The sequence below is a fragment of the Pseudomonas sp. RW407 genome (assembly GCF_003176655.1).
Classification (GTDB): Bacteria; Pseudomonadota; Gammaproteobacteria; order Pseudomonadales; family Pseudomonadaceae; genus Pseudomonas; species Pseudomonas delhiensis.
This window is the reverse complement of record NZ_QGSL01000107.1, coordinates 1,472,214-1,497,760: the sequence shown is the minus strand read 5'-3', so window position 1 is coordinate 1,497,760 and position 25,547 is coordinate 1,472,214. Positions and strand designations below refer to the sequence as shown.

General features: G+C 68.6%; 21 protein-coding genes. 11 read left to right on the top strand and 10 right to left on the bottom strand.

Going from position 1 to position 25,547, the window contains the following annotated elements:
- Positions 1-252: 252 nt before the first annotated feature.
- The 6 genes from DK254_RS30930 to DK254_RS30905 all read left to right on the top strand — a co-directional run bounded on the left by DK254_RS30930 (position 253) and on the right by DK254_RS30905 (position 7,523).
- Positions 253-1,383: a PAS domain-containing protein gene (locus DK254_RS30930; protein ID WP_089393882.1), complete on the top strand. Its 1,131-nt coding sequence runs from the start codon at positions 253-255 to the stop codon at positions 1,381-1,383.
- Positions 1,380-2,804, top strand: coding sequence for a sigma-54-dependent Fis family transcriptional regulator (locus tag DK254_RS30925; protein WP_256595992.1), 1,425 nt, complete (start codon positions 1,380-1,382; stop codon positions 2,802-2,804). Before DK254_RS30930 ends, DK254_RS30925 begins: the two co-directional genes overlap by 4 nt.
- A gap of 484 nt (positions 2,805-3,288) precedes the next feature.
- The gene (locus DK254_RS30920; RefSeq protein WP_109936889.1) at positions 3,289-3,885 is read left to right on the top strand and encodes a dimethylamine monooxygenase subunit DmmA family protein; all 597 of its coding nucleotides are present in this window, start codon (positions 3,289-3,291) and stop codon (positions 3,883-3,885) included.
- Complete coding sequence (locus DK254_RS30915) at positions 3,882-4,850, top strand: PDR/VanB family oxidoreductase (protein WP_109936888.1); 969 nt, start codon at positions 3,882-3,884, stop codon at positions 4,848-4,850. Before DK254_RS30920 ends, DK254_RS30915 begins: the two co-directional genes overlap by 4 nt.
- A 14-nt stretch (positions 4,851-4,864) precedes the next feature.
- Positions 4,865-5,881 carry a DUF3445 domain-containing protein gene (locus tag DK254_RS30910; RefSeq protein ID WP_109936887.1) on the top strand — a complete coding sequence of 339 codons (1,017 nt, stop codon included), beginning with the start codon at positions 4,865-4,867 and terminating at the stop codon, positions 5,879-5,881.
- Between the two features lie 109 nt (positions 5,882-5,990).
- On the top strand, positions 5,991-7,523 hold the full coding sequence (locus tag DK254_RS30905; RefSeq protein WP_109936886.1) for an APC family permease: 1,533 nt from the start codon (positions 5,991-5,993) through the stop codon (positions 7,521-7,523).
- A 384-nt stretch (positions 7,524-7,907) separates the two neighbouring features.
- Here DK254_RS30905 and DK254_RS30900 read toward each other — a convergent pair whose 3' ends face one another.
- Positions 7,908-8,837, bottom strand: a complete 930-nt coding sequence (locus DK254_RS30900; RefSeq protein ID WP_109936885.1) for an AEC family transporter — start codon at positions 8,835-8,837, stop codon at positions 7,908-7,910.
- 107 nt (positions 8,838-8,944) lie between these two features.
- On the opposite strand from DK254_RS30900, the gene DK254_RS30895 reads away from it, so the two are divergent.
- Entirely contained in the window at positions 8,945-9,832 is an 888-nt protein-coding gene (locus DK254_RS30895; protein ID WP_109936884.1) for a LysR substrate-binding domain-containing protein, read from the top strand.
- A gap of 255 nt (positions 9,833-10,087) precedes the next feature.
- Here DK254_RS30895 and DK254_RS30890 read toward each other — a convergent pair whose 3' ends face one another.
- The 3 genes from DK254_RS30890 to DK254_RS30880 all read right to left on the bottom strand — a co-directional run bounded on the left by DK254_RS30890 (position 10,088) and on the right by DK254_RS30880 (position 14,165).
- Entirely contained in the window at positions 10,088-11,038 is a 951-nt protein-coding gene (locus tag DK254_RS30890; protein WP_109936883.1) for an adenosine deaminase, read from the bottom strand.
- A 98-nt stretch (positions 11,039-11,136) separates the two neighbouring features.
- Positions 11,137-12,927: an acyl-CoA dehydrogenase C-terminal domain-containing protein gene (locus DK254_RS30885; protein WP_109936882.1), complete on the bottom strand. Its 1,791-nt coding sequence runs from the start codon at positions 12,925-12,927 to the stop codon at positions 11,137-11,139.
- Positions 12,924-14,165 (bottom strand): 3-hydroxyacyl-CoA dehydrogenase, encoded by a 1,242-nt coding sequence (locus tag DK254_RS30880; protein WP_109936881.1) that lies wholly within the window; start codon positions 14,163-14,165, stop codon positions 12,924-12,926. Before DK254_RS30880 ends, DK254_RS30885 begins: the two co-directional genes overlap by 4 nt.
- 110 nt (positions 14,166-14,275) lie before the next feature.
- On the opposite strand from DK254_RS30880, the gene DK254_RS30875 reads away from it, so the two are divergent.
- Positions 14,276-15,178, top strand: a complete 903-nt coding sequence (locus DK254_RS30875; RefSeq protein WP_109936880.1) for a LysR family transcriptional regulator — start codon at positions 14,276-14,278, stop codon at positions 15,176-15,178.
- 145 nt (positions 15,179-15,323) lie between these two features.
- Here DK254_RS30875 and DK254_RS30870 read toward each other — a convergent pair whose 3' ends face one another.
- The 5 genes from DK254_RS30870 to hslO all read right to left on the bottom strand — a co-directional run bounded on the left by DK254_RS30870 (position 15,324) and on the right by hslO (position 22,480).
- On the bottom strand, positions 15,324-15,926 hold the full coding sequence (locus DK254_RS30870) for a nitroreductase family protein (RefSeq protein WP_109936879.1): 603 nt from the start codon (positions 15,924-15,926) through the stop codon (positions 15,324-15,326).
- 97 nt (positions 15,927-16,023) lie between these two features.
- Positions 16,024-17,517 carry an NAD(P)/FAD-dependent oxidoreductase gene (locus DK254_RS30865; protein ID WP_109936878.1) on the bottom strand — a complete coding sequence of 498 codons (1,494 nt, stop codon included), beginning with the start codon at positions 17,515-17,517 and terminating at the stop codon, positions 16,024-16,026.
- Between the two features lie 123 nt (positions 17,518-17,640).
- Complete coding sequence (locus tag DK254_RS30860; RefSeq protein ID WP_177412121.1) at positions 17,641-19,575, bottom strand: ATP-dependent DNA helicase RecQ; 1,935 nt, start codon at positions 19,573-19,575, stop codon at positions 17,641-17,643.
- A gap of 301 nt (positions 19,576-19,876) precedes the next feature.
- Complete coding sequence (locus DK254_RS30855) at positions 19,877-21,418, bottom strand: phosphoenolpyruvate carboxykinase (RefSeq protein ID WP_109936876.1); 1,542 nt, start codon at positions 21,416-21,418, stop codon at positions 19,877-19,879.
- A gap of 168 nt (positions 21,419-21,586) precedes the next feature.
- Positions 21,587-22,480, bottom strand: coding sequence for an Hsp33 family molecular chaperone HslO (gene hslO, locus DK254_RS30850; protein ID WP_089393867.1), 894 nt, complete (start codon positions 22,478-22,480; stop codon positions 21,587-21,589).
- 108 nt (positions 22,481-22,588) lie between these two features.
- Between hslO and DK254_RS30845 the strand changes: the two genes are divergently transcribed.
- On the top strand, positions 22,589-23,389 hold the full coding sequence (locus DK254_RS30845; RefSeq protein ID WP_109936875.1) for a phosphatase PAP2 family protein: 801 nt from the start codon (positions 22,589-22,591) through the stop codon (positions 23,387-23,389).
- A gap of 38 nt (positions 23,390-23,427) precedes the next feature.
- On the opposite strand, the gene DK254_RS30840 is transcribed toward DK254_RS30845, so the two are convergent.
- The gene (locus tag DK254_RS30840; protein WP_109936874.1) at positions 23,428-23,823 is read right to left on the bottom strand and encodes an RNA-binding S4 domain-containing protein; all 396 of its coding nucleotides are present in this window, start codon (positions 23,821-23,823) and stop codon (positions 23,428-23,430) included.
- A 118-nt stretch (positions 23,824-23,941) separates the two neighbouring features.
- Here DK254_RS30840 and DK254_RS30835 point away from each other — a divergent pair, with 118 nt between their 5' ends.
- Positions 23,942-24,418 carry an ATP-dependent zinc protease gene (locus DK254_RS30835; protein ID WP_089393864.1) on the top strand — a complete coding sequence of 159 codons (477 nt, stop codon included), beginning with the start codon at positions 23,942-23,944 and terminating at the stop codon, positions 24,416-24,418.
- A complete protein-coding gene (rimK, locus tag DK254_RS30830) occupies positions 24,415-25,320 on the top strand; it encodes a 30S ribosomal protein S6--L-glutamate ligase (protein ID WP_089393863.1) in 906 nt (301 codons plus the stop codon). The genes DK254_RS30835 and rimK overlap by 4 nt, the downstream gene beginning before the upstream one ends.
- Positions 25,321-25,547 lie beyond the last annotated feature (227 nt).

Genomic DNA, 25,547 nt, shown 5'->3' with positions numbered 1-25,547 from the left:
ACATGACATGTTAATCGAAGTGTACTGGCCACCACCCTCCGTCGCCCGCCACCTGACGGGGACGTGGCCAGTCGCTACCCTCGGCAGCAGCGCTGCAAAAATGCCAACACCGCTGCATTCCTGCATGCACTTGCGCCAGGGGTGCGGGCCGGGGCCCGCCGCCATGGGCCCTCGCCCCTGGCATGCAACCTGCCTGGGTAGCGGATGGCCCGCGCGACGGCGCCGGCCCCTCACCCCCATGGAGAACCATAGATGGATTCGCTACGCCTGCTGCTCGACCGCGGCCTGCTGCTGGCCGACAGCATCGCCGCGGACGGCCGCTTCCTCGACGTCTCCGCCGAGCAGAGCGACCAGCTCGGCTACCCGCCCGGCGCGCTCCACGGCCAGGGCATGGAGCAGGTCTACACCGCCGACTCGGTGCGCGCCCTGCAGCAGCTCTTCGCCAACCCGCCGGCCGACGAACGCGTGCAGGACTTGGAGCTGACGCTGATCCGCCACAACGGCGGCCTGCTGCCGGTGCTGGCCAGCGGCGTGCTGCAGTGGCGCGACGGCGAGCCGCCGCGCCTGCACCTGGTGAAGATGCCCCTGGGCGGCATCAGCCGGCGCCTGGCCGAGCTGCAGAACGCCAACGAAGTCATGAGCCAGATGCTCTACAGCGCCAAGGTCGCCTACTGGTGCATCGAGTTCGCCGAGCCGGTGGACGTGCGCCAGACGCCGGACGAGATCGTCCGCCAGGTGTTCGAGAACCGCTCCTACTGGCGCATGTGCAACCGCGCCATGGCGGCCATCTACGAGATGCCCGCCGACGTCGACTTCGGCCAGCAGCCGGTGCGCCTGTACTGGCCGCGCAGCCCGGCCAACGAGGAGTTCGTGCGGCGGCTGATCGAGGCCGACTTCCATGTCGACGGCGCGCTCTCGGTGGACCGCCGCCACGACGGCTCGCCGGCCTACGTGGAGAACGACGTGCGCGCCAGCATCCACAACGGCCGCTTGCTGCGCATGTGGGGCAGCCTGCGCGACGTCAGCCAGGAGCTGCGCATGCAGCACGACGCCGAGCAGCGCATCGAGGCCCTGCGCCGGGTGTTCGACGCGGTGCCCGACGCGGTGCTGGTGATCGACGAGGCGGCCCAGCCGCAATGGCGCAACGCCGCCTTCGAGCAGGTGTTCGGCATCACCCGCGCCGCCGGCGTGGCCGCCACCCTCGACCGCCTGCCGCTGCCCGAGCGCACCTGGCAACGCCTGGAGCTGCCCGACCAGTACGGCAGCTTCCGCGCCTTCGACAGCCACTGCTCGCGCATCCTGATCCGCGAGAACCAGGCCTGGCGCGTGGTCGTGCTGCGCCCGGACGGCATCGAGCGGCGCGCGGCGGAGCTGCACCCGTGAGCGGCGAGGGCTTCTTCGCGCCGATGCGCATGGGCATGCGCTCGGCGGTCAACGTCAGCGCCGAGATGCTCGCCGCGCTGCTGGAGACCCCGGCGCTGCACGCCCTGCTCGACGGCTTCGGCGAGGCGCTGATCGTCTGCGACGGCGACTCCCGGGTGCGCTTCCTCAACCTGGCCGCCGAGCGCATCAACCGCGTGTCGCGCCAGGACGTGCTGGGCCTGACCGACAGCGACTTCTACCAGCGCTCGGCGCTGCAGTTCGACGACTTCCTGCAGAGCGTGCGGCGCGGCGGCAAGAGCGCGCTGACGCGCTCGCGCGACGGCCGGCTGTTCCTCACCCGCCTGCAGAGCGTGCCCGCCGGCGCCTACGAGAAGCCCTACACACTGCTGATCCAGCGCGAATACGAACCCCGCGAAAGCGCCGGCCGCAGCGCCCCGGCACCGTCGCTGGCGGACAGCCCGGCGAGCCTGGGCGACCCGCAGGACAACGCGCTGCACATGTCGCCGCTGCTCTCGGACATCGCCGACATGGGCGTGCGCGCCTTCCGCCGCCGCGCCCGCCTGCTGCTGCTCGGCGAGCCCGGCGTGGGCAAGACCGCCATCGCCCGGCACATCCACCGCGCCGCCGGCTGGGGCGACCGGCCATTCGTCGACGTGAACTGCGCGAGCATCCCCGAGACGCTGTTCGAGTCGGAGATGTTCGGCTACGAGCGCGGCGCCTTCACCGGCGCGCTGCAGCAGGGCAAGCGCGGCTACATCGAGAGCGCCGCCGGCGGCACGCTGTTCCTCGACGAGATCGGCGAAATCCCTCTGCAGGTGCAGGCCAAGCTGCTCAAGTTCCTCGACGACGGCACCATCCAGCCGGTGGGCTCGCCGCTGTCGAAGAAGGTCCAGGTGCAGGTCATCGCCGCCACCAACAAGGACCTCAAGGCGCTGGTCGCGGCCGGCCTGTTCCGCGCCGACCTCTACTACCGCCTGGCCGTGCTGCCGGTGGACATCCCGCCGCTGCGCGCCCACCGCGACGACCTGCCGGTGCTGATGGACATCCTCCTGGCCCGCATCAACCGCGACCGCCAGCCACCGCTGCGCCTCGCCACCGCCTGCCGCCAGCACCTGCTGGGCTACGACTTCCCGGGCAACATCCGCGAGCTGGTGAACATCTTCGAGCGCCTGGCGGTGCTGGCCGACGACGTGGCCGAGGAACAGCACCTGCCGCCGGAACTGCTGGGCACGGCCGCCCCCGCCGGGGAAGCCGAGCCGCTGCCCTTCGCCAGCGCCGACGAGCCGCTCAAGGCGCAGGTGCAGCGCTTCGAGCGCCAGGTGATCCTCCAGGCGGTGCGCCTGTGTGGCAGCAAACGCAAGGCGGCGCAGCATCTGGGGATCGATGTGGGCACCCTGATCCGCAAGCAGCAGCGGGACTGAAGCTGTTTTCGTAGGAGCGAGCTTGCTCGCGAACGGCACTTCCCGGATGCACCGGCATTGAACCGACCTCCGTCCCCTCTCCCCAGCCCTCTCCCTGAAGGGAGAGGGGGCTTGTCCGTGCCGAGAGAAGGAATGGTTTCAGTCAGAAACCGCCGGAGCTGCCGGCTGACTCTGAAATATCCGAGCACGCCGAACGGTCCCCTCTCCCTTCAGGGAGAGGGTTAGGGAGAGGGGCGGCGCCCAACCAACACACCGCTGTCCCAGGATAACCACCCCCACCAACGCTGCATTTCTGCCTATCCCCCCTTGTCATTTCTGCTTACATTCCCTCCCCCACAAAACAACAATCTCTTTATTTTCAACAAGTTAATTTCTTGGCACACCCTGTGCTCCACCTCCTGCGACCCGTGACCGTGCACGGGTCCTCGAATCGCGCCAGGCATCCCCAACCGAGGTTGCCGGCAGTTCTGGAGGCACAACAACAATGCTCATCACAGGTATCAAGAGCAGGCCGGTCTACGACGACCTGCGCCCGCTCGCCGGCAGCAACCACATAGTCGCAGGCCAGGGCAGCGGCGGCAGCGCCATGCTCCGGCTGCTCGGCGAGATGCCGCGCACCGCGCCCATCCGCGTGCTCTATTCCACCGAATCCTTCTCCGGGCAGGACCACCTGGCCGCGCTGCGCGACATCGCCGACGTGGAGCTGACCCTCTACCCGAGCAACCGCGCGCTGGTCGACGACCTGCACGCCCTGCTCGGCCAATCGCGCATGGGCACCCGCCTTTACCTGGCCGGCTCGGAAAGCTTCATCGGCACCGCCATGCAGGCCGCCGACGCGATCAACCTGAACCGCGACGAAGTGCTGCGCGAGCACTGCGGCTCCTTCGTGCGCCGCGTCTGGTGCGTGCACTGCGACGGCTACACCGAGAACGTCACCCAGCGCGTCTTCGAATGCCCGCACTGCGCCCGCACCCTGGTGGTCCGCGACCACTATTCCCGCCGCCTCGCCGCCTTCCAGGCGGTCAAGGCCGACGCCGAAGTCCCCGGCGAGCTGCCGGCAGCCGAGGAGCTCGACACATGAGCCAGTCCACCGGAACCCTCAACGTCCGCGTCGCCCGCATCGAGCAGGTCACCCCGGAAATCAAGCGCTTCACCCTGGTCCCGCGGGACGGCGGCCAGCTGACGCCGTTCTCCGGCGGCAGCAACGTGGTGGTGTTGATCCCCCACGAGGGCGGCACCTACCGCAACGCCTACTCGCTGATGAGTTCGCCCTACGACGCCAGCGCCTACCAGATCGCCGTGCGCCGCGTGGAAGACGGCCGCGGCGGCTCCAGGCGCATGCACGACGCGGTGAAGGAAGGCGACGAGCTGGAAATCCTCCGCCCGGTGAACCTGTTCCCGCTGAGCAAGCACGCGCGCCTGCACCTGTTCATCGCCGGCGGCGTGGGCATCACCCCGGTGTGCTCGCAGCTGGCCGAGCTGCGCCTGCGCGGCACCCCGTTCGAAGTGCACCTGGCGGTGCGCGGCGCGGAACACGCGCGCCTGGGCGAGGAACTGCTGCGTGAATACGGCGATGCCGTGCGCCTGTACCGCGACGACCGCGGCGAGCGCCTGGACATTTCCGCCGTGCTGGCCGACCGCCCGCTGGGCAGCGACGTCTACGTCTGCGGCCCCGAGGGCATGATCCAGGCCACCATAGACGCGGCCCGCGCCCACGGCTGGACCGACAGCCACATCCACTACGAGCGCTTCCTCGAACAGGGCAGCAGCGGCGAACCGTTCAAGGTCACCCTGGCGCGCAGCGGCGCAACCATCGAGGTCTCGCCCGACCAGAGCCTGCTGGAAGCCGCCGAGGCCGCCGGCCACGAGATTCCCTACCTGTGCCGCGGCGGCGCCTGCGGCATGTGCGAGACCAACGTCCTGGAGCTGGACGGCGAGATCCTCCACACCGACGACTGGCTGTCCGACGAGGACAAGGCCGCCAACAAGAAAATCATGCCCTGCGTGTCGCGCGCCAAGTGCTCGCGGCTGGTCATCGACTGCTGAGCCGGAGAACGACCATGACCATTCAATTCCGCCCCGACGAAACCTACCGCGACGACTACACCTACGCGAACAGCCCCGAGTGCATCGCCCGCGCGCCCTTCCCCTTCCCGGACGACGAGTACATGTACTCGATGAACCTGGAGCCCCACGTCAGCGTGGGCGACGGCGCCTTCCGCGCGGTGTTCGACATCGACGAGCACTACATCAGCGAGTGCCGCGACCGCGCCATCACCCTGGAGAAGGACCCGGGCATGCACTACGTCTCGGCGCCGCACATGATGGAGGCGCAGTGGGACCTGCTCGAACTCATCATGGAGTCCTACGCCAAGGACTACCCCGAGTACTTCGCCCTGGAGCGCGACGGCACCCGCTGGCACTGGACCAACAAGCTGCTGAACATCGACGACACCTTCACCTTCGGCGACCCGGCCACCCTGCCCTATGAGCCGATGGAATACATCACCCGCCAGGCCCAGGGCGACTGGGTGCTGCAGGAAGAGCGCGACGGCACCCTGTACTGGGGCGCCGGCATCGCCACCCAGCGCGCCGACTACTCGCTGCGCTTCAACCTGGGCATGGCCTGGCACGAGTTCCACGGCCCGGTGCCGCTGGTCAAGGAAACCGGCATGCTCGACCGCGCGCTGAAGTTCCTCCTGCGCCTGCGCAACGGCCACCCGGTGCGCCGCCTGAACTGGTCGCTGACGGTCAACCCGCGCCTGGACGTGTCCGCCGAGAGCCTGCCGGAGTGGGCCCCGGACCGCACCACGGTGACCGCCGAGAACGCCGGCAAGCTGGTCTACCTGCGCATCGAGCTGCAGCCGCTGCACCGCCTGCCGCGCAGCAACGCCATCGTGTTCCCGATCCGGACCTACCTGCTGAACCTGGAAGACATCGCCAGCAACCCGGCCTGGGCCAAGCGCATGCACCGCGTGCTCAAGTCCCTGAACCAGGAACTGGTGGACTACAAGGGCTTCACCCGCTACCGCGACGCGGCGGTGGAATGGCTCTCGAAGTACGACGACGGCCAGTAGGCGCCGCACCCGCCATAACGACAATGAGCCCGTAGAGGGCGGCGGCGGACACCCGAGGTCCGCCGCAGACAATGTGCCACTGCCCATTACCCCCTGAGAGGAAACAACGATGAGTGGGTCCCCTGCCATGCGTGCCGCTGGCGTAACCGATCACGATGCCGAGCAGCTTCGCGCCCTCGGCTACAGCTCGAACTTCGAGCGCAGCATGAGCCTGTGGGAGAACTTCTCCCTGGGCTTCACCTACCTGTCGCCAGTCGTCGGCGTCTACACCCTGTTCGGCCTGTGCCTGGCCGCCGGCGGCCCGCCGATGTTCTGGTCGTACCTGCTGATCGGCCTGGGCCAGTTGCTGGTGTGCCTGGTGTTCGGCGAGGTCGTCTCGCAGTTCCCGATCTCCGGCGGCGTCTACCCCTGGGCGCGGCGCCTGGTGGGCAAGCGCTGGGCGTGGATGGTCGGCTGGGTGTACGCCTGGGCGCTGTGCGCCACCATCGCCGGCGTCTCCGTCGGCGCCGGCCCGTACCTGGCGGCGCTGCTGGGCTTCGCGCCGGACGCGAACGTCAGCATCTACATCGCCCTGGTGCTGATCCTGGTCTCCACCGGCCTCAACCTGGTGGGCACCAAGCTGCTGGCGCGGGTGGCCATGTTCGGCTTCCTCTGCGAGCTGGTCGGCGCCATCCTGGTGGGCGGCTACCTGCTGGTCTTCGAGCGCCACCAGCCGTTCAGCGTGCTGTTCGACACCTTCGGCCTCGGCGCCGCGGACGGCTCCTACCTGCCGGCCTTCCTCGCCGCTTCCCTGGCCGGCCTGTTCCAGTACTACGGCTTCGAGGCCTGCGGCGACGTCGCCGAGGAAACCCCCAACCCCGGCAAGCGCATCCCCAAGGCCATGCGCATGACCATCTACATCGGCGGCGCCGCCGCGATGTTCGCCTGCCTGGCGCTGATCCTCTCGGTGCCGGACATGCACAAGGTGCTCGCCGGCGAAGACACCGACCCGGTCGCCACCATCCTCGCCAACGCCTTCGGCCCTGTGGGTTCGCGCCTGGTGATGGCGGTGGTGCTGGTGTCCTTCGTGTCCTGCGTGCTCAGCCTGCAGGCCGCCGCCAGCCGCCTGCTGTTCGCCTATGCCCGTGACGAGATGATCGTCGGCAGCCGCGTGCTGCAGCGCCTGTCGGCCAACCACGTGCCGTCCGCCGCGCTGGTCGTCAGCGGCGTGGTGCCGGCGGCCATCGTCTGCCTGGGCCTGTTCATGGCCGACGCCACCGCCACCATCGTCGGCTTCGCCGCCATCGGCATCTACATCGCCTTCCAGCTGATCGTGGTCGCCGCGCTGATCGCCCGCACCAAGGGCTGGGTGCCCGGCGGCCAGTTCAGCCTGGGCCCCTGGGGCACGCTGGTTAACGTCGCCGCGCTGGTCTACGGCCTGGGCGCCATCGCCAACATGGTCTGGCCGCGCAGCCCCGACGCGCCCTGGTACATCAACTACTCGATGATCCTCACCACCGCCGTGGTGCTGGGCGCCGGCCTGCTCTACATGCTGCTGGCCAGGCCCTACGACAAGGGCACCGCGCCAGCCGGCGACGCCCACAGGATCTCCGGCCGCCAACGATCCGTGCGCGCGACTGGCGCGCTTACCGAACCGGCTTGATCGCAACCCTGACGCAATTCGGGCCATACGCCTGAGGGGCGCGTCCGGCGCCACGCGGGGCCCCTTCCCCACGCGGCGCCAAGCGGTTTGCGAACGGGCCTGCCAGCCCCGCGCTTGGCAGGCCCGGTTTTTTTCCCGCCCTACGCCAGGCCTGACCACGACGTAGGGCGGATAACCGTTCGCGGTTATCCGCCGTTTCACCTTTCTCATCGCCAACGCCGTGGCTGAGCCTGGCGCGCCCTACAAGGATGCCCAGGCTCACCCCCGAGCGGGGTTCGGCCAAGGCCAAACGGCGGATAACGCGGAGCGTTATTCGCCCTACGCCGGACTTGGCCACGACGTAGGGCGCATAACGCCTATGGCGTTATCCGCCGCAACCCTCGCTCAGCGGGCAATCCACAACAGGCACGCCGACAAGGTCACCAACGACCCCAGCGTCGACAGCAGAATGCTCCGCGAAACCACCGGTGCCTCGCGCTTGTAGTACTCGGCGAGCATGTACGGCCCGGTGCCGGTGGGCAGCGCGCTGAGCAGCAGCGCCGAATCCGCCCACAGCGGCGGCAGGGCGAACACCTTGTAGGCGAGGACGCCGGTCAGCAGCGGCTGGCCCACCAGCTTGACCAGCACCAGCGGCCAGGCACCCACCTGCGGCCCCTCCTGCTTCTGCGCCAGGAACAGGCCGAGGGAGATCAACGCGCAGGGCGTGGTGGCCGCCGCCAGCAGGTCGAGGAAATGCACCACCGGCTCGGCCAGGCCCAGGCCGCCGGCGGCCCACAGGCCACCGACGATGGGCGAGACCACCAGCGGGTTCTTCAGTAGCGCGCGGCTCACCACCAGCACCGCGCGGCCGATGTGCTTCTCGCTCTGCAGGCCGACCTCGATGCACACCACCGCCACCGCGAAGAGCACGCAGACCACCAGCAGCGAGGCGATCAGCGCCGGCTCCAGGCCGTCCTGGCCGAACACCAGCAGGCACAGCGGGATGCCCATGTAGCCGGTGTTGGCGTAGGAGGCGCTGAGCCCGTCGATGCTCGCCGCCGGCAGTCCGCGGCCCCGCCACAGGCGCCAGGCCAGGGTGGCGCCGAACACCAGCAGGCAGCCGGCGGTGAAGGCGGCGAGAAAGCCCGGCTGCCAGATTTCCGCCCAGGTGGCCGTGGCGGTGACCTTGAACAGCAGCGCCGGCAGGCACAGCCAGACCACCAGCCGGTTGATCTCCGAGGCCGCTCCCTCGCCCAGGCGGTTGCTCCGGCGCGCCAGCCAGCCGGCCAGGATCAGCGCGAAGATGGGCAGGACGACGACGATCACGGTGTGCATGGGCGGCTCGGCAAGGCATTGTCATGGGCAGGCTGGCGAGCATAGGATCGCGCCATCGATACCGTCCAATGCTTGTTGAAGGCCAAATTGATACCGGAAATGCATCGATGATCGAACTGCGCCAGCTGCGCTACTTCCTCGCCCTCGCCGAGCACCTGCACTTCGGCCGCGCCGCCGAGGCCCTGCACCTGACCCAGCCGCCGCTGAGCCGGCAGATAGCCGCGCTGGAGGCCGAGCTGGGCACCCCGCTGTTCGCCCGCCATTCGCGCGCGGTGGAGCTGACCGCCGCCGGCCGCGAGTTCCAGCAGCACTGCAAGAGCCTGCTGGCCGGCCTCGACCTGGCGGTGCGCTCGGCCCGGGCCAGCGCCCGCGGCGAACGCGGCGAGCTGCGCCTGAGCTTCACCATGGTCGCCGCCTGGACGCTGCTGCCGACCCTGCTCAAGCGCTACAGCGACGCTTATCCACAGGTGAAGGTGGTGCTCAACGAAGTGCTGCCGCGCGACCTCGGCCCGGCGCTGGAAGCCGGCGAGGCCGACGTCGCCCTGACCTTCCCCGCTCGCGAACCCGGCCAGCTGCGCTACCGCACCCTGCTGCGCGAGCCGCTGTGCGCGGTGCTGCCGGCAAGGCACCCCCTCGCGACGCGGGAGCGCCTGGCGCCCGCCGAACTGGCAGCGGAGGCGTTCATCAGCTTCCCCCACAGCACCGCGCCGGCCCTGCACGAGGCAGTGATGCAGTGCTGCCGGGACAGCGGCTTCGAACCGCGCATCCAGCTGGAGCCGCACCTGCAGCAGACCATCGTCAACCTGGTGGCCGAGGGCCTGGGCGTGGCCCTGGTGCCGGACTCGATGCGCAAGATGCAGCTGCCCGGCGCGGCGTTCGTGGCGTTGGAGGCGTCGCCACTGGTGGACTATGGGGTGGCTTGGAGCCCGCATAACGACAACCCTTGCCTGGGGGCTTTCCTGCGGTGTGCGGGGGTGGATACGGGCTCTTCGTAGGAGCGAGCTTGCTCGCGAACGGTGTTCCCCGGATACGCTTGCGTTACACCGACCTCCGTCCCCTCTCCCCAACCCTCTCCCTGAAGGGAGAGGGGGCTTGTCCGTGCCGAGAAAGGTGATGGTTTCCGCCGGAAACCTCTGCGCTAGCCGGCTAACGCCATAACATCAAACCCTGCCCAACGGTCCCCTCTCCCTTCAGGGAGAGGGTTAGGGAGAGGGCGCTCTACCGCCCAACACCCAAAGTCCCAAGCAAGCTCATTTCACCAACCGCGCATCCAGACTATTCTGCGCCAACCGCTGCGCCTGCTCCTTCGTCATCCCCAGGTGCTCGTACAGGGCCTGGAAGTTCTCGGTGACGTAGCCGCCGAAGTAAGCCGGATCATCCGAGTTCACCGTCACCTTCACCCCGCGCTCCAGCATCTGCAGGATGTTGTGCTCGCGCATGTGGTCGAACACGCACAGCTTGGTGTTGGACAGCGGGCAGACGGTCAGCGGGATCTGCTCGTCGATGATGCGCTGCATCAGCCGCTCGTCCTCGATGGCGCGCACGCCGTGGTCGATGCGTTCGACCTTGAGCAGGTCCAGCGCCTCCCAGATGTATTCCGGCGGGCCTTCCTCGCCGGCGTGGGCGACGGTCAGCAGGCCCTCGGCGCGGGCGCGGTCGAACACGCGCTGGAACTTGCTCGGCGGGTGGCCGACCTCGGAGCTGTCCAGGCCGACGGCGACGAAGGCGTCGCGGAACGGCATGGCCTGGTCCAGGGTCCTGAACGCCTCTTCCTCGGACAGGTGGCGGAGGAAGCTGAGGATCAGGCCGTGGCGGATGCCCAGCTGCTTCTCGCCATCCTTCAGCGCGCCCTGGATGCCGCGCAGCACGACCTCGAAGTGAATGCCGCGGTCGGTGTGGGTCTGCGGGTCGAAGAAGGGTTCGACGTGGATGACGTTCTGCGCCTTGCATTTGAGCAGGTAGGCCCAGGTCAGGTCGTAGAAGTCCTGCTCGGTGCGCAGCACGTCGGCGCCGGCGTAGTAGAGGTCGAGGAATTCCTGCAGGTTGTTGAAGGCGTAGGCCTGGCGCAGGGTCTCGACGTCGGCCCAGGGCAGCTTCACCTGGTTGCGTTCGGCCAGGGCGAACAGCAGTTCGGGCTCCAGGGTCCCTTCCAGGTGCAGGTGCAGTTCGGCCTTGGGCAGGGCGTTGAGCCATTCGTACATGGGTGGTTTCTCGTCATCGGGCTGGATCGATGCAAGTTTAACCCGGCCTGGCCCTGCGCGTGGGCCGCCCCGCCGCGTGCGGGACGGCCCTGTCGCGATCAGAACGCGAAGTGCGCCTCGTCCAGCGCCATCAGGCAGCCGGCGCCGCCCAGCAGGGCCTCGCGGTGCATGCTGGCGCGCGGCAGGATGCGCCGCAGGTAGAAGTCGGCGCTGGCCAGCTTGGCGCGGTAGAAGTCGACCTCGCCGGTGCCGGCGTCCAGCGCCGCCTGGGCGGCCCCGGCGGCGCGCAGCCACAACCCGGCGAGCAGCGCGTAGGCGCTGTACTGCAGGTAGTCCACCGACATGGCGCCGATTTCCTGCACGTCGCGGCGGGTGGCGGCCAGCACGTCGGCGGTCAGCCCGCGCCATTCCTGGATGCGCTCGCGCACCACGGCAGCCATGGGCGCCAGCTCGGGGTGGGCGGCCAGGGCGGCACAGGTTTCCGCCAAGTCCGCCTGCAGCGCGGCCATCTCGGCGCCGCCGTCGCCCAGCAGCTTGCGGCGGATCAGGTCGAGCGCCTGGATGCCGTTGGTGCCTTCGTAGATCTGGGTGATGCGGCTGTCGCGCATCAGCTGTTCCATGCCCCATTCGCGGATATAGCCGTGGCCGCCGTAGACCTGCACGCCGAGGCTGGCGACTTCCTGGCCCATGTCGGTGAGGAAGGATTTGACGATGGGGATCAGCAGCGCCGCGCGCTTGCCCGCGGCCTTGCGGCCCTCGGCCTCGGGGTGGCCATGCTCCAGGTCCAGCTCGCGGGCACAGAGCGCGGCGAGCATGCGGCTGCCCTCGGTGAGGGTCTTCTGCGTCAGCAGCATGCGCCGCACGTCGGGATGGACGATGATCGGGTCGGCAGCCTTCTGCGGTTGCGCGGGGCCGGTCAGGGCGCGCGACTGCAGACGCTCGCGGGCGTAGGCCAGGGCGCCCTGGAAGCTGCGCTCGGCGATGCCCAGGCCCTGCAGGCCGACCTGGAAGCGCGCGTCGTTCATCATGGTGAACATGCAGGCCAGGCCCTGGTTGACCTCGCCGAGCAGCCAGCCGGTGGCGCCGTCGAAGTTCATCACGCAGGTGGAGGCGCCCTTGATGCCCATCTTGTGCTCGATGGCGCCGCAGCTCAGCGCGTTGCGTTCGCCGGGCGTGCCGTCAGGGTTGGCGATGAATTTCGGCACGAGGAACAGGCTGATGCCCTTCACTCCGCCCGGGGCGTCCGGCAGGCGCGCCAGCACCAGGTGGACGATGTTCTCCGAGAGGTCCTGCTCGCCGCCGCTGATGAAGATCTTGCTGCCGCTGACCTTGTAGCTGCCGTCGGCCCGGGGCTCGGCGCGGGTGCGCAGCAGCGCCAGGTCGGTACCGGCCTGGGGCTCGGTGAGGCACATGGTGCCGGTCCACACGCCGCTGACCATCTTCGCCAGGTAGGCCTGCTGCAGCTCGGCGCTGCCATGCTTGTACAGCGCCAGCACGGCGCCCTCGGTGAGCCCGGAATAGACGCGGAAGGACAGCGAGGCAGCCATCAGCATCTCGTGGAAGTTCGCCGCCACCAGTTGCGGGAAGCCCTGGCCGCCGAACCCGACCGGGCCGGTCATGCTCGCCCAGCCGTTGTCGCAGTACTGCCGGTAGGCCTCGCGGAAGCCGTCGGGGGTGGTCACCGCGCCGTCATGGAGGGTTGCGCCCTGCTCGTCGCTGTTGCGGTTCAGCGGAGCGACCACTTCGCCGGTGTAGCGCGCGCCCTCTTCCAGCACGCCATCGATCAGCTCGCGGTCCAGGCCGTTGCCCAGCAGCGCGCAGTGGCCGGCGGCGTCGAAGAGTTCGTGGAGGACGAAGCGCATGTCGCGCAGGGGAGCCTGGTAGCTCATGCGCCCTGCTCCCCGTGGACGTCGGCGAAGCGCCCGCCGCTGGCGGCCAGGCGCTCGATCAGCGCGGCCGGCTGCCAGTGCGCGCCGTGCTGCCCGGCGAGGTCGCGCAGGCGCGCGAGGATGCCGGCAAGACCCTGGACGTCGGCCCAGGCCATGGGCCCGCCCTGGGCCGCGGGGAAGCCGTAGCCGTTGAGGTAGACGGTGTCGATGTCGGCGCTGCGGCTGGCGATGCCTTCGTCGAGGATTTTCGCGCCTTCGTTGACCAGCGCCAGCAGGCAGCGCTCGAGGATTTCCTCCGGGCCGATGTCGCGGCGCACGTAGCCCAGGCGCTCGGACTCGCGCAGCACCAGGGTGTCGACCTCGGGATCGTGCTCGGCCTGGCGGCTGCCCGGCGCGTAGTGGTAGAAGCCGTTGCCGCTCTTCTGGCCGAACCGGCCCATCTCGCACAGGCGGTTGTCCACCTGCACGGTGGGCGCGTCCTGGCCCTTGCCGGCCAGCTCGCGGGCGCGCCATTCGAGGTCGATGCCGACCACGTCGAACATGCGGAACGGGCCCATGGCGAAGCCGAAGCCCTGCAGCGCGGCGTCCACCTGGTAGGGCAACGAGCCTTCGAGGATCAGCCGCCGCGACTCCTGCACGTACTTCTCCAGCATGCGGTTGCCGATGAAGCCATGGCAGTTGCCGGCCACCACGCTGACCTTGCCCATGCGCTGGCCCAGCTCCAGGGCGGCGTCGAGCACGGCAGGCGCGGTCCTGGCGCCACGCACGATTTCCAGCAGCTTCATGATGTGCGCCGGGCTGAAGAAGTGCAGGCCCAGCACCTGGGACGGCCGGCCGGTCACCGCGGCGATGGCGTCGACGTCCAGGTAGGAGGTGTTGCTGGCGAGGATCGCCGAGGGCTTCAGCGCCGCGTCCAGCTCGCGGAAGATCGACTGCTTGAGTTCCAGGTTCTCGTACACCGCCTCGATCACCAGGTCCGCCTCGCGGATCGCCGCGTAGTTGTCCGCCGGGGAAATCCGCGCGCGGCGGGCCGCCGCCTCCGCCTCGTCGATCCGCCCCTGGCGCACGTTGTGGGCATAGGTGTCGGCCACCGCGCCCTGGGCCTGCAGCAGCATCTGCGGGTTGTTGTCCAGCCACTGCACCTGCACGCCAGCGTTGGCCAGGCACATGACGATGCCGCGGCCCATGGTGCCGGCGCCTATCACCGCGGCGCTGCGAATCGGGGGGATCGGGCTCATGGTCTTCCTCTTGTTATCGAAACGGGCGTTCGAGCAAAAAAGCGACAGTCACCATAGGCAAGTTCGGATTATTTTTGAAATTTAGTCTTGTGATGCGCAGTATTTATCCAATGAATATAAATACCTTCGACCTCAACCTGCTGCGTGTCTTCGACGCCCTCCTGCGCGAACGCAGCGTTTCCCGCGCCGCCGAGCGCCTGGCCCTGAGCCAGCCGGCGGTGAGCAACGCCCTGGGCCGCCTGCGCGAGCTGCTCGACGACCCGCTGCTGGTGCGCATCGGCCGCAGCATGCAGCCCACGCCACGGGCGCTGGAGCTGGAGGCGCCGATCCGCGAATCGCTGCAGCGCATCCTGCAGAGCCTCAGCGGCGCCGAGCGCTTCGAGCCGGGGCGCAGCCGCCAGCGTTTCATCCTGGCGCTGACCGACTACGCCGAGCTGCTGTGCATGCCGGCGCTGCTGCGGCAACTGGGCACGGAAGCGCCGGGCGTGGCTCTGGACGTGCGCCACCTGGCCCCGAGCCTGCCGGTGGAGGCGTTGGACAAGGGCAACCTGGACCTGGTGCTGGGCCGCTTCGAGGAAGTCCCGGCGCGCTTCGAGCGCCGCCCCTGGGCCAGCGAGACCCTGCGCCTGCTGGCCCGCCGCGGCCACCCGCGGGTGGACGGCCCGCTGGACCTCGGCGGCTTCCTGCGCGAACGCCACCTGTGGGTATCCGGCGGGCAGACCCGCGGCATGGTCGACCAGTGGCTGGCCAGCCAGGGCCTGAAGCGGCAGGTCGCCTACGTCACGCCCAACTACCTGCAGGCCGCGCAGCTGGTGGCCGAGACCGAGCTGCTGACGGTGCTGCCGACGCGCCTGGCCGAACATTTCGCCAAGCGGCTGCCGTTGCAGGTACTGGAGTTGCCCTTCGACGTCGGCCAGTTCCACCTGGAGCTGGTGTACCTGGCCCAGCGCGAGCGCGACGTGGCGTTGCAGTGGCTGGTGCAGCGCATGCTGGAGGCCGCGCCGCGACAGTAGGGTGGAACGCCGACGGCGGATAACGCCGTAGGCGTTATGCGCCCTACGCAGAAATCGTAGGGCGAATAACCGTTCGCGGTTATCCGCCACCGGCCGGGCCACCGGGGCGTCCGGCGTGGTCCGCGATCATCCGCGTCAACGCGGCTCAGAACCGATCGCGGATCACCACCTCGTCCAGCGCCAGCTTGCCCACCCGCGGCTTGGGCGCCAGGGTCTGCTTGCCGACGGCGACCATCAGGCCGATCACGTGGTTCTCCGGCAGGTTGATCAGCTTGCCCACGGCGTCGAAGTCGAAGCCGTCCATGGGGCAGGAATCCAGGCCCTTGCCGCGGGCGGCGAGCATCAGCGTCTGGGCCATCAGGCCGCAGCTGCGCATGGTCTCGTCGCGCTGCACCTGGGGCTTACCGCGGTAGTAGGCGTCGATGGCGCCGGCCATGTAGTCCTGCACTTCCTGGGGCGCGCCTTCCCACACGCGGCGGGCGTTCTTCTCCCAGCTATCGAGCTGGGCGCAGACCACCACCAGCATGGACGCGTCGGTCACCTGCGCCTGGCCCCAGGCCACTTCGCGGATGTGCGCGCGCAGCTGCGCGTCGCTGACCTCGACCAGGCGCACGTGCTGCAGGTTGAAGGCCGAGGGGGCGAGCATGGCCAGCTGCAGCAGCTCGTCCTTCTCCTCGCGGCTCAGGCTGAAGGCCGGGTCGTAGCCCTTGACCGCGCGGCGGCTGCGGATGGCTTCGTCGATATGCATGGGGGGACTCCTTTCGTTGACGGCGAAAAATGCCCGTCATGGTAAACCGCCCGGGCGCGCGCTTCAGGCGGTTTTCCCGATAGGAATCATCGAATCGCTACACCGCCTGCAACGACGCCTCGTCGTCCTGCTGGGCGCGCGGCGAGGTGAAGGTCAGGTAGCCGTCCTCCACCTTGCCGTGGCGCAGCAGCGCCAGGTCCAGGGCGTAGTTCTGGTAGAGCTTCCAGGGCGTGCGGTCGCCCTGCTTGGGCATCTTGTCGGCGGCGCGCTGGATGTAGCCGGAGTTGAGGTTGAGGAAGGGCTCCTCCTTCACCTGGCCGGCCCCGGCGCGCGGGGTGCACTGGCGCATGCCGATGGCGTCCAGGTGGTTGATCAGGCGGCAGAAGTACTCGCTGGAGAGGTCCGCCTTGAGCGTCCAGCTGGCGTTGGTGTAGCCGACCACCGCGGCCAGGTTGGGCAGATCGCGCAGCATGATGCCGCGGTAGCCCATGCTCTGGTTGACCTGGAACGGCTTGCCGTCCACCGCCAGTTCCGCGCCGCCGAACATCACCAGGTCCAGGCCGGTGGCGGTGACGATGACGTCGGCCTCCAGCACCTGCCCGGATTTCAGGCGGATGCCCTTCTCGCAGAAGCTGTCGATGTGCTCGGTGACCACCGAGGCCTTGCCCTTGCGCAGCGCCTTGAACAGGTCGCCGTCCGGCACGCAGCACACGCGCTCGTCCCAGGGCTTGTAGCGCGGGCTGAAGTGGCGCATGTCGAAGTCCTTGCCCAACTGGTGCCTGGCCAGCCCCAGCAGGGCCTTGCGCACCACGCCGGGGAAGGCCTTGGAGAGCATGAAGAAGATCATCTGCATGGTCACGTTGCGCGCCCGCGCCTGGCGGTACACCCAGGTCTCGGGGAGGAAGCGGCGCAGGAAGTTCGAGATGGGGTCCTTCTGCGGCAGGCTGATCACGTAGGACGGCGAGCGCTGCAGCATGGTGACGTGGCGCGCCTTGTCGGTCAGCGAGGGCACCAGGGTCACGGCGGTGGCGCCGCTGCCGATGACCACGATGCGCTTGTCGGCGTAGTCGAAGCCTTCCGGCCACAGCTGCGGGTGGATGACCTGCCCGCCGAACTGCTCGCGGCCCTTGAATTCCGGGGTGTAGCCGGCCTCGTAGCGGTAGTAGCCGGTGCACATCAGCAGGAACTGCGCGCTCATGCGCACAGGTTCCGGCTCGTCGCCGCGCTGCACGGTCAGCAGCCAGCGCGCGCTGTCGCTGTTCCAGTCGGCCTTGAGCACGCGGTGGCGGTAGCGGATCTTGCCGTCGATGCCGTTCTCGTGCGCGGTCTCCTCGATGTAGTGGCGGATCGAGGGGCCGTCGGCGATGGCCTTGGGGTCGGTCCAGGGCTTGAAGTTGTAGCCCAGGGTGTACATGTCCGAATCGGAACGGATGCCCGGGTAGCGGAACAGGTCCCAGGTGCCGCCCATGGCCTCGCGGCCTTCCAGCAGGGCGAAGGTCTTGCCCGGGCAGTGCTTCATCAGGTGGTAGGCGGCGCCGATACCGGACAGGCCGGCGCCGACGATCAGGACATCCAGGTGCTCGACAGACATGGTGGCTCCTCGGCCGGTGGCGGACAACGCCTTGCTGAGTCTAGGAGGGAATTCCTCCCCACACCCTACAAGGGACGCCACCGGCCGGCGCCCCACCCTAGGATGGGTGGAGCCACCGCGGCGTTACCCCTGGGCGAGCTGCGCCGCCACCCAGGCGCGCACCTGGGCGTAGGGGTAGTCCTCCAGCGCTGCGTAGCCGGGCAGCGTGCGCGCCCGCAGGCGGGTGAAGGCCGGCACGCCGATGCCACAGAGGAAGCGCGTCACGCAGTCGGCGCTGGGCGGCAGGCCGCGGGCGCCGCGGTATTTCTCCAGGAAGGCGGCGCAGCGGCTCTGCAGCGTCTGCCCTTCCAGCGGCGCCAGGGCCGGCGGCTCCGGCAGGCGCGCGACGCGGCCGGCGCAGACCGAGCAGTGCCCGCAATGCTCCGGCGCCCGCTGGTCGCCGAAGTAGCGCGCCAGGCGCCGGCTCAGGCACTGGTCGCTGGCGAAGAGTTCGAGCATGGCGCCGATGCGCGCGATCTCGCTGGCCTCGTGGCGCTTGAAGTAGGCGTACAGCTCGTCGCTGAGCGCCTCGGGGTCGAACCCCGCCTCGCGCACCGCATAGACCTCGGTCATCTGCTTGCTTTCCAGCTCGATCCAGCCGCGTTCCTGGAAGTAGTCCAGGGCCTTCACCACCCGCGCGCGCTCGGCGCCGTGGCGCTGGTAGAGGGTGTCGAAGTCGAGGGTCGACCAGGTGCGCGCCCGCGCCGAGGTGCTGAGGATGGCCTCGACGAACTGCCGCCGCTCGCCTTCGAAGTGGCCCAGCAGGGCCGCGGGCTCGATGAGGTTCTTGAAGCGATATTCGGCGAAATAGGCGAAACGCGGGGCGATGATGCCGCGTAGCTCCAGCTGCACCAGCAGCGTCTTGAGCGGCAGCTGGCGGATGTTCGACTGGTCCGACAGCGCGGTCAGCATCAGCTCCCACTGGCCGTTGGGCGCGGCGGCGATTTCCTCCAGCACGCTGCGGATGCCCTCGCGCTCGGGCGTGTCGCCGTAGACGAAGTTCTCCAGCACGCTGAGGCTGTCGCGGTTGGCCAGCACCAGGCAGTCCGAGTTCTGGCCGTCGCGGCCGGCGCGGCCGATCTCCTGGCTGTAGTTCTCCACCGACTTGGGCAGGTCGAAGTGCACCACGTTGCGGATGTCGCTCTTGTCGATGCCCATGCCGAAGGCGATGGTCGCGACTATGCAGTTCAGCCCGCCGGCCATGAAGCGCTGCTGGATGACCTCGCGCTCGGCGTGGTCCATGCCGGCGTGGTAGGCGCGGGCCGGGATGCCGCGCTCGCAGAGGTGCGCGGCGATGTCCTCGGCGGTCTTCTGCTGGGTCACGTAGACGATGCCCGGCTGGCCTTCGCGCGCGCCCAGCCATTCCACCAGGCGGGCGCGCTTGGCGGCGCTGGCCACCGGCTCCACCTGCAGGTGGAGGTTGGCGCGGTAGAAGCCGGTGGTGACCACGTCCGCCTCGGCGATGGCGAACTTGGCGCGCATGTCGTCGATCACCGCCGGCGTCGCGGTGGCGGTCAGCAGCAGCACCTGGGGGATGCGGAACTGCTTCTGGTAGGCCGGCAGCTTCAGGTAGTCGGGGCGGAAGTTGTGGCCCCATTCGGAGATGCAATGGGCCTCGTCGACCACCAGCAGCGAGATCGGCACCTCGCCGATGAAGTTGCGGAAACGCTCGTTCTTCAGGCGCTCCACGGAAATCATCAGCACCTTCAGCTCGCCGCTGCGGGCGCGGGCCATGGTCTGCGCCACCTGCTCGCGGCTCTGCGCCGAGTCGATGCTGGCGGCGGCGATGCCATGGCGGGCGAGGAAGGCCAGCTGGTCCTGCATCAGCGCCAGCAGCGGCGACACCACCAGGGTCAGGTGCGGCAGCAAGATGGCCGGCAGTTGGTAGCACAGCGACTTGCCCGAGCCGGTGGGGAAGATCGCCGCCGCCGAGCGCCCGCCCAGCACGGCGCTGACCGCCGCCTCCTGGCCGGGGCGGAACTGGCGGAAGCCGAAGACGCGTTCGAGGGTGTCGTGCATGCGGGTCTCTCCATTACCTGTCATGGGCGGAAGCTCCATGCTAGGGACCGCCGTTGTAGGAGCGAGCCTGCTCGCGAACGGCCCGATTCCGGTTCATCGGAAAGCGCGCTCCTAGGGTAGCCCCGTAGGAGCGGACCTTGTCCGCGATCGCGGATGAAATCCGCTCCTATCGCAGGGCCCACCTCCGCTTTCCACCTGTAGGAGCGCGCCCTGCGCGCGATTCGCGGGCAGGGCCCGCTCCTACAGGGAACGGCCAATGAAAAAGCCGCCCGGAGGCGGCTCTTTCGGCGAACGGGCGCGCTTACAGCTGCGGGCCGGCGTCCTTGATGGCGTCGCTCACGTCGAACTTCTTGAAGTTCTCGATGAACTTGTTGGCCAGGCCCTTGGCGGCTTCGTCGTAGGCAGCCTTGTCTTCCCAGGTGTTGCGCGGGTTGAGCAGGTTGGTCTCGACGCCCGGGACGAGCTTGGGCACGTCCAGGTTGATGATGTCCAGGTGCTCGGTCTCGGCGCCGACCAGAGCGCCGCTCTGGATGGCGGCGATCACGCCACGGGTGGTCGGAATGTTGAAGCGCTTGCCGACGCCGTAGCCACCGCCGGTCCAGCCGGTGTTGACCAGGTACACCTTGGAGCCGAAGGCCTTGATGCGCTTGATCAGCAGCTCGGCATAGACGCCGGCCGGGCGCGGGAAGAAGGGCGCGCCGAAGCAGGTGGAGAAGGTCGACTTGATGCCGCCGCCCGAACCCATCTCGGTGGAACCGACCAGCGCGGTGTAGCCGGACAGGAAGTGGTAGGCGGCCTGCTCGTTGTTCAGGATCGACACCGGCGGCAGAACGCCGGTCAGGTCGCAGGTCAGGAAGATGACCGCGTTGGGCTCGCCGCCCAGGTTGGCTTCCGAACGCTTCTCGACGTGCTCCAGCGGGTAGGCCGCGCGGGAGTTCTGGGTCAGGCGGTCGTCGGCGTAGTCCGGGGTGCGTTCCTCGTCGAGGACCACGTTCTCCAGCACGGCGCCGAACTTGATGGCCTTCCAGATGACCGGCTCGTTCTTCTCGGACAGGTCGATGCACTTGGCGTAGCAGCCGCCTTCGATGTTGAAGACGACGCCTTCGCCCCAGCCGTGCTCGTCGTCACCGATCAGGTAACGGCTCTCGTCGGCCGACAGGGTGGTCTTGCCGGTGCCGGACAGGCCGAAGAACAGGGTCACGTCGCCCGCTTCGCCGATGTTGGCGGCGCAGTGCATCGGCAGCACGTCCTTCTCCGGCAGCAGGTAGTTCTGCACCGAGAACATGGCCTTCTTCATTTCACCGGCGTAGCGCATGCCGGCGATCAGCACTTTCTTCTGGGCGAAGTTGAGGATGACGCAGCCGTCGGAGTTGGTGCCGTCACGCTCGGGCACGCACTCGAAGTTGGCGACGTTCAGCACCTGCCACTCGTCGCGGCCGGCCGGGTTGTAGGTTTCCGGGTTGATGAACAGCTGGCGGCCGAACAGGTTCTGCCAGGCGGTGCCGGTGGTCATCCTGACCGGCAGGTAGTGATCGGCGGCCGAACCTACATGCACGTGGGAAACGAAGTGGTCCTGGGCGTTGTTGAAGGCCTGGACGCGCTCCCAGAGGGCGTCGAACTTGTCGGCCGGGAACGGGCGGTTGATCGCGCCCCAGGCGATGGAGTCCTTGCTGCCGGGCTCTTCGACGATGAAGCGGTCGGCAGGCGAGCGGCCGGTGCGGTGGCCGGTTTCCACCACCAGCGAGCCGTTGTCGGCCAGGCGACCTTCGCCGCGGCGAATGGCTTCCTCGACCAGTTGGGCAACGCTGATATCGGTGTACACGGCTTTGTTGGCTTGCGTCATGTGGGTCCCCATCGGCCGGAGCCGAGTCCTCCAAACATTGCGTAGTGACTTCTAATTTCCACTACAGCGGAAAAAAGTCGCGGGATTATGCCAGAAAAGAACGGTTCTCGTGCAGCCTCTGATCCGGCGAGGGCGCCAATGGTTCGGCTATCGCCCCGATAGCGCCGATCAATGGCGGGTCTGTGACGGTGCCGCGCTGCCGCCGCCGGCGAACAGCTGGGCGATGTCGCTGCCGTCGAAGGCATAGCGCTGGTTGCAGAACTGGCAGTCGACGGTGATCTCGCCGCCCAGCTCGCCCAGCAGGCGCTCGGCGTCTTCCTTGCCGAGGCTGACCAGGGCGTTGGCCGAGCGCTCCCGCGAGCAGCTGCAGCGGAACACCAGCGGCTGCGGCTCGAACAGGCGCACCGCTTCCTCGTGGTACAGGCGGTGCAGCAGCGTCTCGTTGTCCAGGCCCAGCAGCTCCTCGGCGTTGAGGGTGTCGGCCAGGGTGGTCAGGTGCTGCCAGCTGGCCTCGCGATCCTCGGCGTCCTTCAGGCGGTCGGCGGGCAGCTGCTGCAGCAGCAGGCCGCGGGCGTGGCGGCCGTCGGCGCCCAGCCAGAAGCGCGTGGGCAACTGCTCGGAGGTGGCGAAGTAGGACGACAGGCAGTCCGCCAGGCAGGCGCCCTCCAGCGGCACTATGCCCTGGTAGCGCTGGCCGTTCTTCGGGTCTACGGTCATGGTGAGCACGCCGTCGGGCATCAGGTCGAGCAGGCCGGCGCTGTCGCGGATGGCCTCGGCGTCGTAGCGGGCCAGGCCACGCACCTCGCGCTCGCTGGAGCACTCCACCATGAGCAGCGGCACGGCGCCGCTGGAGCGCGCCTGCAGCACCAGCAGGCCGTCGAACTTCAGGGTGCCGCACAGCAGCGCCGCGGCGGCGAGCATCTCGCCCAGCAACTGGGCCACCGGCTGCGGGTAGGGGTGCTTGGCCAGCACTTCGGCGAAACTGCGTTCGAGCGCCACCATTTCACCGCGAACGTCGGTGTTGTCGAAGAGGAAACGCTGACTTTGATCGATCTGGGACATGCTGGGCACAACGCTGGCTAAGGCACAAATACATGACAAGCTGATGGCAAAGGCCTATAAAGCGCGCTTCGCGACAGCCGCCCGGTTCAGTAAGGGGGAATCGATTCTATGGAGAAAGCTTCGCCGTTCCAAGCCACCTGGTCGTGGCGCCCGTTCATCGCCTGCCACCTGCTGGCCCTGGCCCTGCTGCTGCTCTGGCTATGGACGCCGACCCGCGCCGCCATCGACTTCTTCGATTTCAGCCTGTTCCACGCCCTCAACGCGCCCCTGGCGACCAACGAGACCTGGCGCAATGTCTGGGCGGTGGCCAGCACGCGACCGTTCGACGCACTGGTGGCGCTCATCCTGCTCCTGCTGCTGATCCGCGGCGACTGGATCTTCAAGGCCACCCAGGTGCGTGCCGCGACCTTCGGCCTGGTGGTGACCATGGTGGTGCTGATGATCGTCCGCACCCTCTATGCCAAGATCGCCCACCACCTGGGCTGGCAGCACGCCAGCATTTCCGCCATCGCCCCCGACGCCGTGCGCCTGGAAGACTTCTTCCGCAGCTGGCAGGACACCCTCTTCGAGGTGAAGGACGAGTCGGCGCGCAGCTTCCCCGGCGACCACGCCTCGGTGCTGCTGGTGTGGGCGCTGTTCCTCAGCCTGTTCGCCCGCAACGCCGTGCAGTGGCTGGTGGTCTGGGCCCTGGCCCTGCTGTTCATGCTGCCGCGCCTGGTGGCCGGCGCCCACTGGGGCCAGGACGACTATATAGGCGGCGTGCAGATGGCCCTGCTGGCCCTGGCCTGGAGCTGCTTCACCCCGTTCGCCGCCTGGGCCAGCGCCGGCCTGGTGCGCCTGACCGAGCCGCTGTTCGCGCAACTGGCGAAGGTGCCGCTGCTCAACCGCCTGAGCGTGATCGCCGCCTGAGGCGCCCTCCGGAACCCCCGCCACGGCGGGGGTTTCCGTTATTTCTGGTCGTCGAGGAAGTGCAGCAGCTGGCGGCGCTGCTTCTTGCTCGGCCGGCCGTCGGTCTGCACGCCCAGGGCGCCGGCCTTGCGCAGGGCCGCCGCTTCCTCGCGGCGCTTCAGGCTCTCGGCGGTTTCCTCGTAGAGCAGCTGGGCGTCCGGCGCACCACGGCGCACGCCCGACAGCGCCTTGACCACCACCGTGCGCTCGTCGAACCCCGTGCGCAACACGTACTCCTCGCCGACCTTCGGCTCCTTGCTCGGCTTGCAGCGCTCGCCCCGGCAATGCACCTTGCCGCCCTCGATGGCCGCCTTGGCCAGGCCGCGGGTCTTGTAGAAGCGCGCTGCCCACAGCCACTTGTCCAGGCGTACCCTGTCGTCGTCTTTCTCGCTCACGGCCTCATCCACACGTCTGCAACCTGGCCAGTCTACCCTCGGCCCGGCGTTCCCGGCAGGCCCCTGGCGGGCGCCGATGGCCCTGCTAGAATGCCGCAAAACCCTGGGACGGCTCCTTTTGAAGACCTTCGACCACCTGTCAGTGATCGGCCTGCGCGAATGGATCGGCCTTCCCGACCTGGGCATCGTCGGCCTGCGCGCGAAGATCGACACCGGCGCCAGCACCTCCAGCCTGCACGCCAGCGACATCGTCACCTTCCACCGTGACGGCCGCGACTGGGTGCGCTTCACCGCCCACCTGGGCACCCAGGTGCAGCGCCGCCACCGTTGCGAGGCGCCGCTGGTGACGATGAAGACCATCCGCAGCTCCAACGGCCAGGCCCAGACCCGCTATGTGATCCGCACCACCCTGGCCCTGGGCGACCGCGCCTGGCCGGTGGAATTCACCCTGGCCTGCCGCAAGACCATGCGCTACCGCGTGCTGCTGGGCTCCAAGGCGCTGGTCCAGGGCCAGCTGGTGGTCAACCCGGCGCTGACCTACGTCCAGGACAAACCCCTCATCATGGTTACCCCCGCCCTTTCAGGTGCCCAATGAAAATCGCCGTGCTGTCGCGCAATCCGCGCCTGTATTCCACCCGTCGGCTGGTGGAGGCCGGGCAACAACGCGGGCATGAGATGGTGGTGATAGACACCCTGCGTGCCTACATGAACATCGCCAGCCACAAGCCGCAGATCCACTACCGCGGCCAGCCGCTGGAAGGCTTCGACGCGGTGATCCCGCGCATCGGCGCCTCGGTCACCTTCTACGGCTGCGCGGTGCTGCGCCAGTTCGAGATGATGGGCGTGTTCCCGCTCAACGAGTCGGTGGCCATCGCCCGCTCCCGCGACAAGCTGCGCTCGCTGCAACTGCTCTCGCGCAAGGGCATCGGCCTGCCGATAACCGGCTTCGCCCATTCCCCGGACGACGTGCCGGACCTGATCCAGATGGTCGGCGGCGCGCCCCTGGTGATCAAGCTGCTGGAGGGCACCCAGGGCGTCGGCGTGGTGCTGGCCGAGACGCAGAAGGCGGCCGAGTCGGTGCTGGAAGCCTTCATGGGGCTCAAGCACAACATCATGGTGCAGGAATACATAAAGGAAGCCGGCGGCGCCGACATCCGCTGCTTCGTGGTGGGCGACAAGGTGATCGCCTCGATGAAGCGCCAGGCCGCCCCCGGCGAGTTCCGCTCCAACCTGCACCGCGGCGGCAGCGCCAGCCTGATCAAGATCACCCCCGAGGAACGCATGACGGCGATCCGCGCGGCGCGGATCATGGGCCTGAAGGTGGCCGGTGTCGACATCCTGCGCTCGCACCACGGCGCGCTGGTGATGGAGGTGAACTCCTCGCCGGGCCTGGAAGGCATCGAGACCACCACCGGCAAGGACATCGCCGGGGTGATCATCGAGTACCTGGAGAAGAACGCCGGGCCGCATATGGTCAGAACCAAGGGCAAGGGGTGAGCCGGGCGGCCACCTCACCACCTACGCCGTTTTCTGGGTTATTCCCCTTCGGGCCAGCACAAGCGTTGTTCGCGATGGAGCCGCGTCCCGCGTTCGCGGGAATGACGGGGTTTGAGGATGGTGCCAGCCTTCCAGGCCACTCCGAACGGCCCCCTCTCCCTTCAGGGAGAGGGCTGGGGAGAGGGTACGGAGGTGACCTCATTCACCGCTGTGACCGGGAAACTCCA

Excerpts from the sequence above, each read along its gene's own strand:
- DK254_RS30930 (WP_089393882.1), top strand. The coding sequence starts at position 253 with ATGGATTCGCTACGCCTGCTGCTCGACCGCGGCCTGCTGCTGGCCGAC.
- DK254_RS30920 (WP_109936889.1), top strand. The coding sequence starts at position 3,289 with ATGCTCATCACAGGTATCAAGAGCAGGCCGGTCTACGACGACCTGCGC.
- DK254_RS30915 (WP_109936888.1), top strand. The coding sequence starts at position 3,882 with ATGAGCCAGTCCACCGGAACCCTCAACGTCCGCGTCGCCCGCATCGAG.
- DK254_RS30910 (WP_109936887.1), top strand. The coding sequence starts at position 4,865 with ATGACCATTCAATTCCGCCCCGACGAAACCTACCGCGACGACTACACC.
- DK254_RS30905 (WP_109936886.1), top strand. The coding sequence starts at position 5,991 with ATGAGTGGGTCCCCTGCCATGCGTGCCGCTGGCGTAACCGATCACGAT.
- DK254_RS30900 (WP_109936885.1), bottom strand. The coding sequence starts at position 8,837 with ATGCACACCGTGATCGTCGTCGTCCTGCCCATCTTCGCGCTGATCCTG.
- DK254_RS30895 (WP_109936884.1), top strand. The coding sequence starts at position 8,945 with ATGATCGAACTGCGCCAGCTGCGCTACTTCCTCGCCCTCGCCGAGCAC.
- DK254_RS30890 (WP_109936883.1), bottom strand. The coding sequence starts at position 11,038 with ATGTACGAATGGCTCAACGCCCTGCCCAAGGCCGAACTGCACCTGCAC.
- DK254_RS30885 (WP_109936882.1), bottom strand. The coding sequence starts at position 12,927 with ATGAGCTACCAGGCTCCCCTGCGCGACATGCGCTTCGTCCTCCACGAA.
- DK254_RS30880 (WP_109936881.1), bottom strand. The coding sequence starts at position 14,165 with ATGAGCCCGATCCCCCCGATTCGCAGCGCCGCGGTGATAGGCGCCGGC.
- DK254_RS30875 (WP_109936880.1), top strand. The coding sequence starts at position 14,276 with ATGAATATAAATACCTTCGACCTCAACCTGCTGCGTGTCTTCGACGCC.
- DK254_RS30870 (WP_109936879.1), bottom strand. The coding sequence starts at position 15,926 with ATGCATATCGACGAAGCCATCCGCAGCCGCCGCGCGGTCAAGGGCTAC.
- DK254_RS30865 (WP_109936878.1), bottom strand. The coding sequence starts at position 17,517 with ATGTCTGTCGAGCACCTGGATGTCCTGATCGTCGGCGCCGGCCTGTCC.
- DK254_RS30860 (WP_177412121.1), bottom strand. The coding sequence starts at position 19,575 with ATGCACGACACCCTCGAACGCGTCTTCGGCTTCCGCCAGTTCCGCCCC.
- DK254_RS30855 (WP_109936876.1), bottom strand. The coding sequence starts at position 21,418 with ATGACGCAAGCCAACAAAGCCGTGTACACCGATATCAGCGTTGCCCAA.
- hslO (WP_089393867.1), bottom strand. The coding sequence starts at position 22,480 with ATGTCCCAGATCGATCAAAGTCAGCGTTTCCTCTTCGACAACACCGAC.
- DK254_RS30845 (WP_109936875.1), top strand. The coding sequence starts at position 22,589 with ATGGAGAAAGCTTCGCCGTTCCAAGCCACCTGGTCGTGGCGCCCGTTC.
- rimK (WP_089393863.1), top strand. The coding sequence starts at position 24,415 with ATGAAAATCGCCGTGCTGTCGCGCAATCCGCGCCTGTATTCCACCCGT.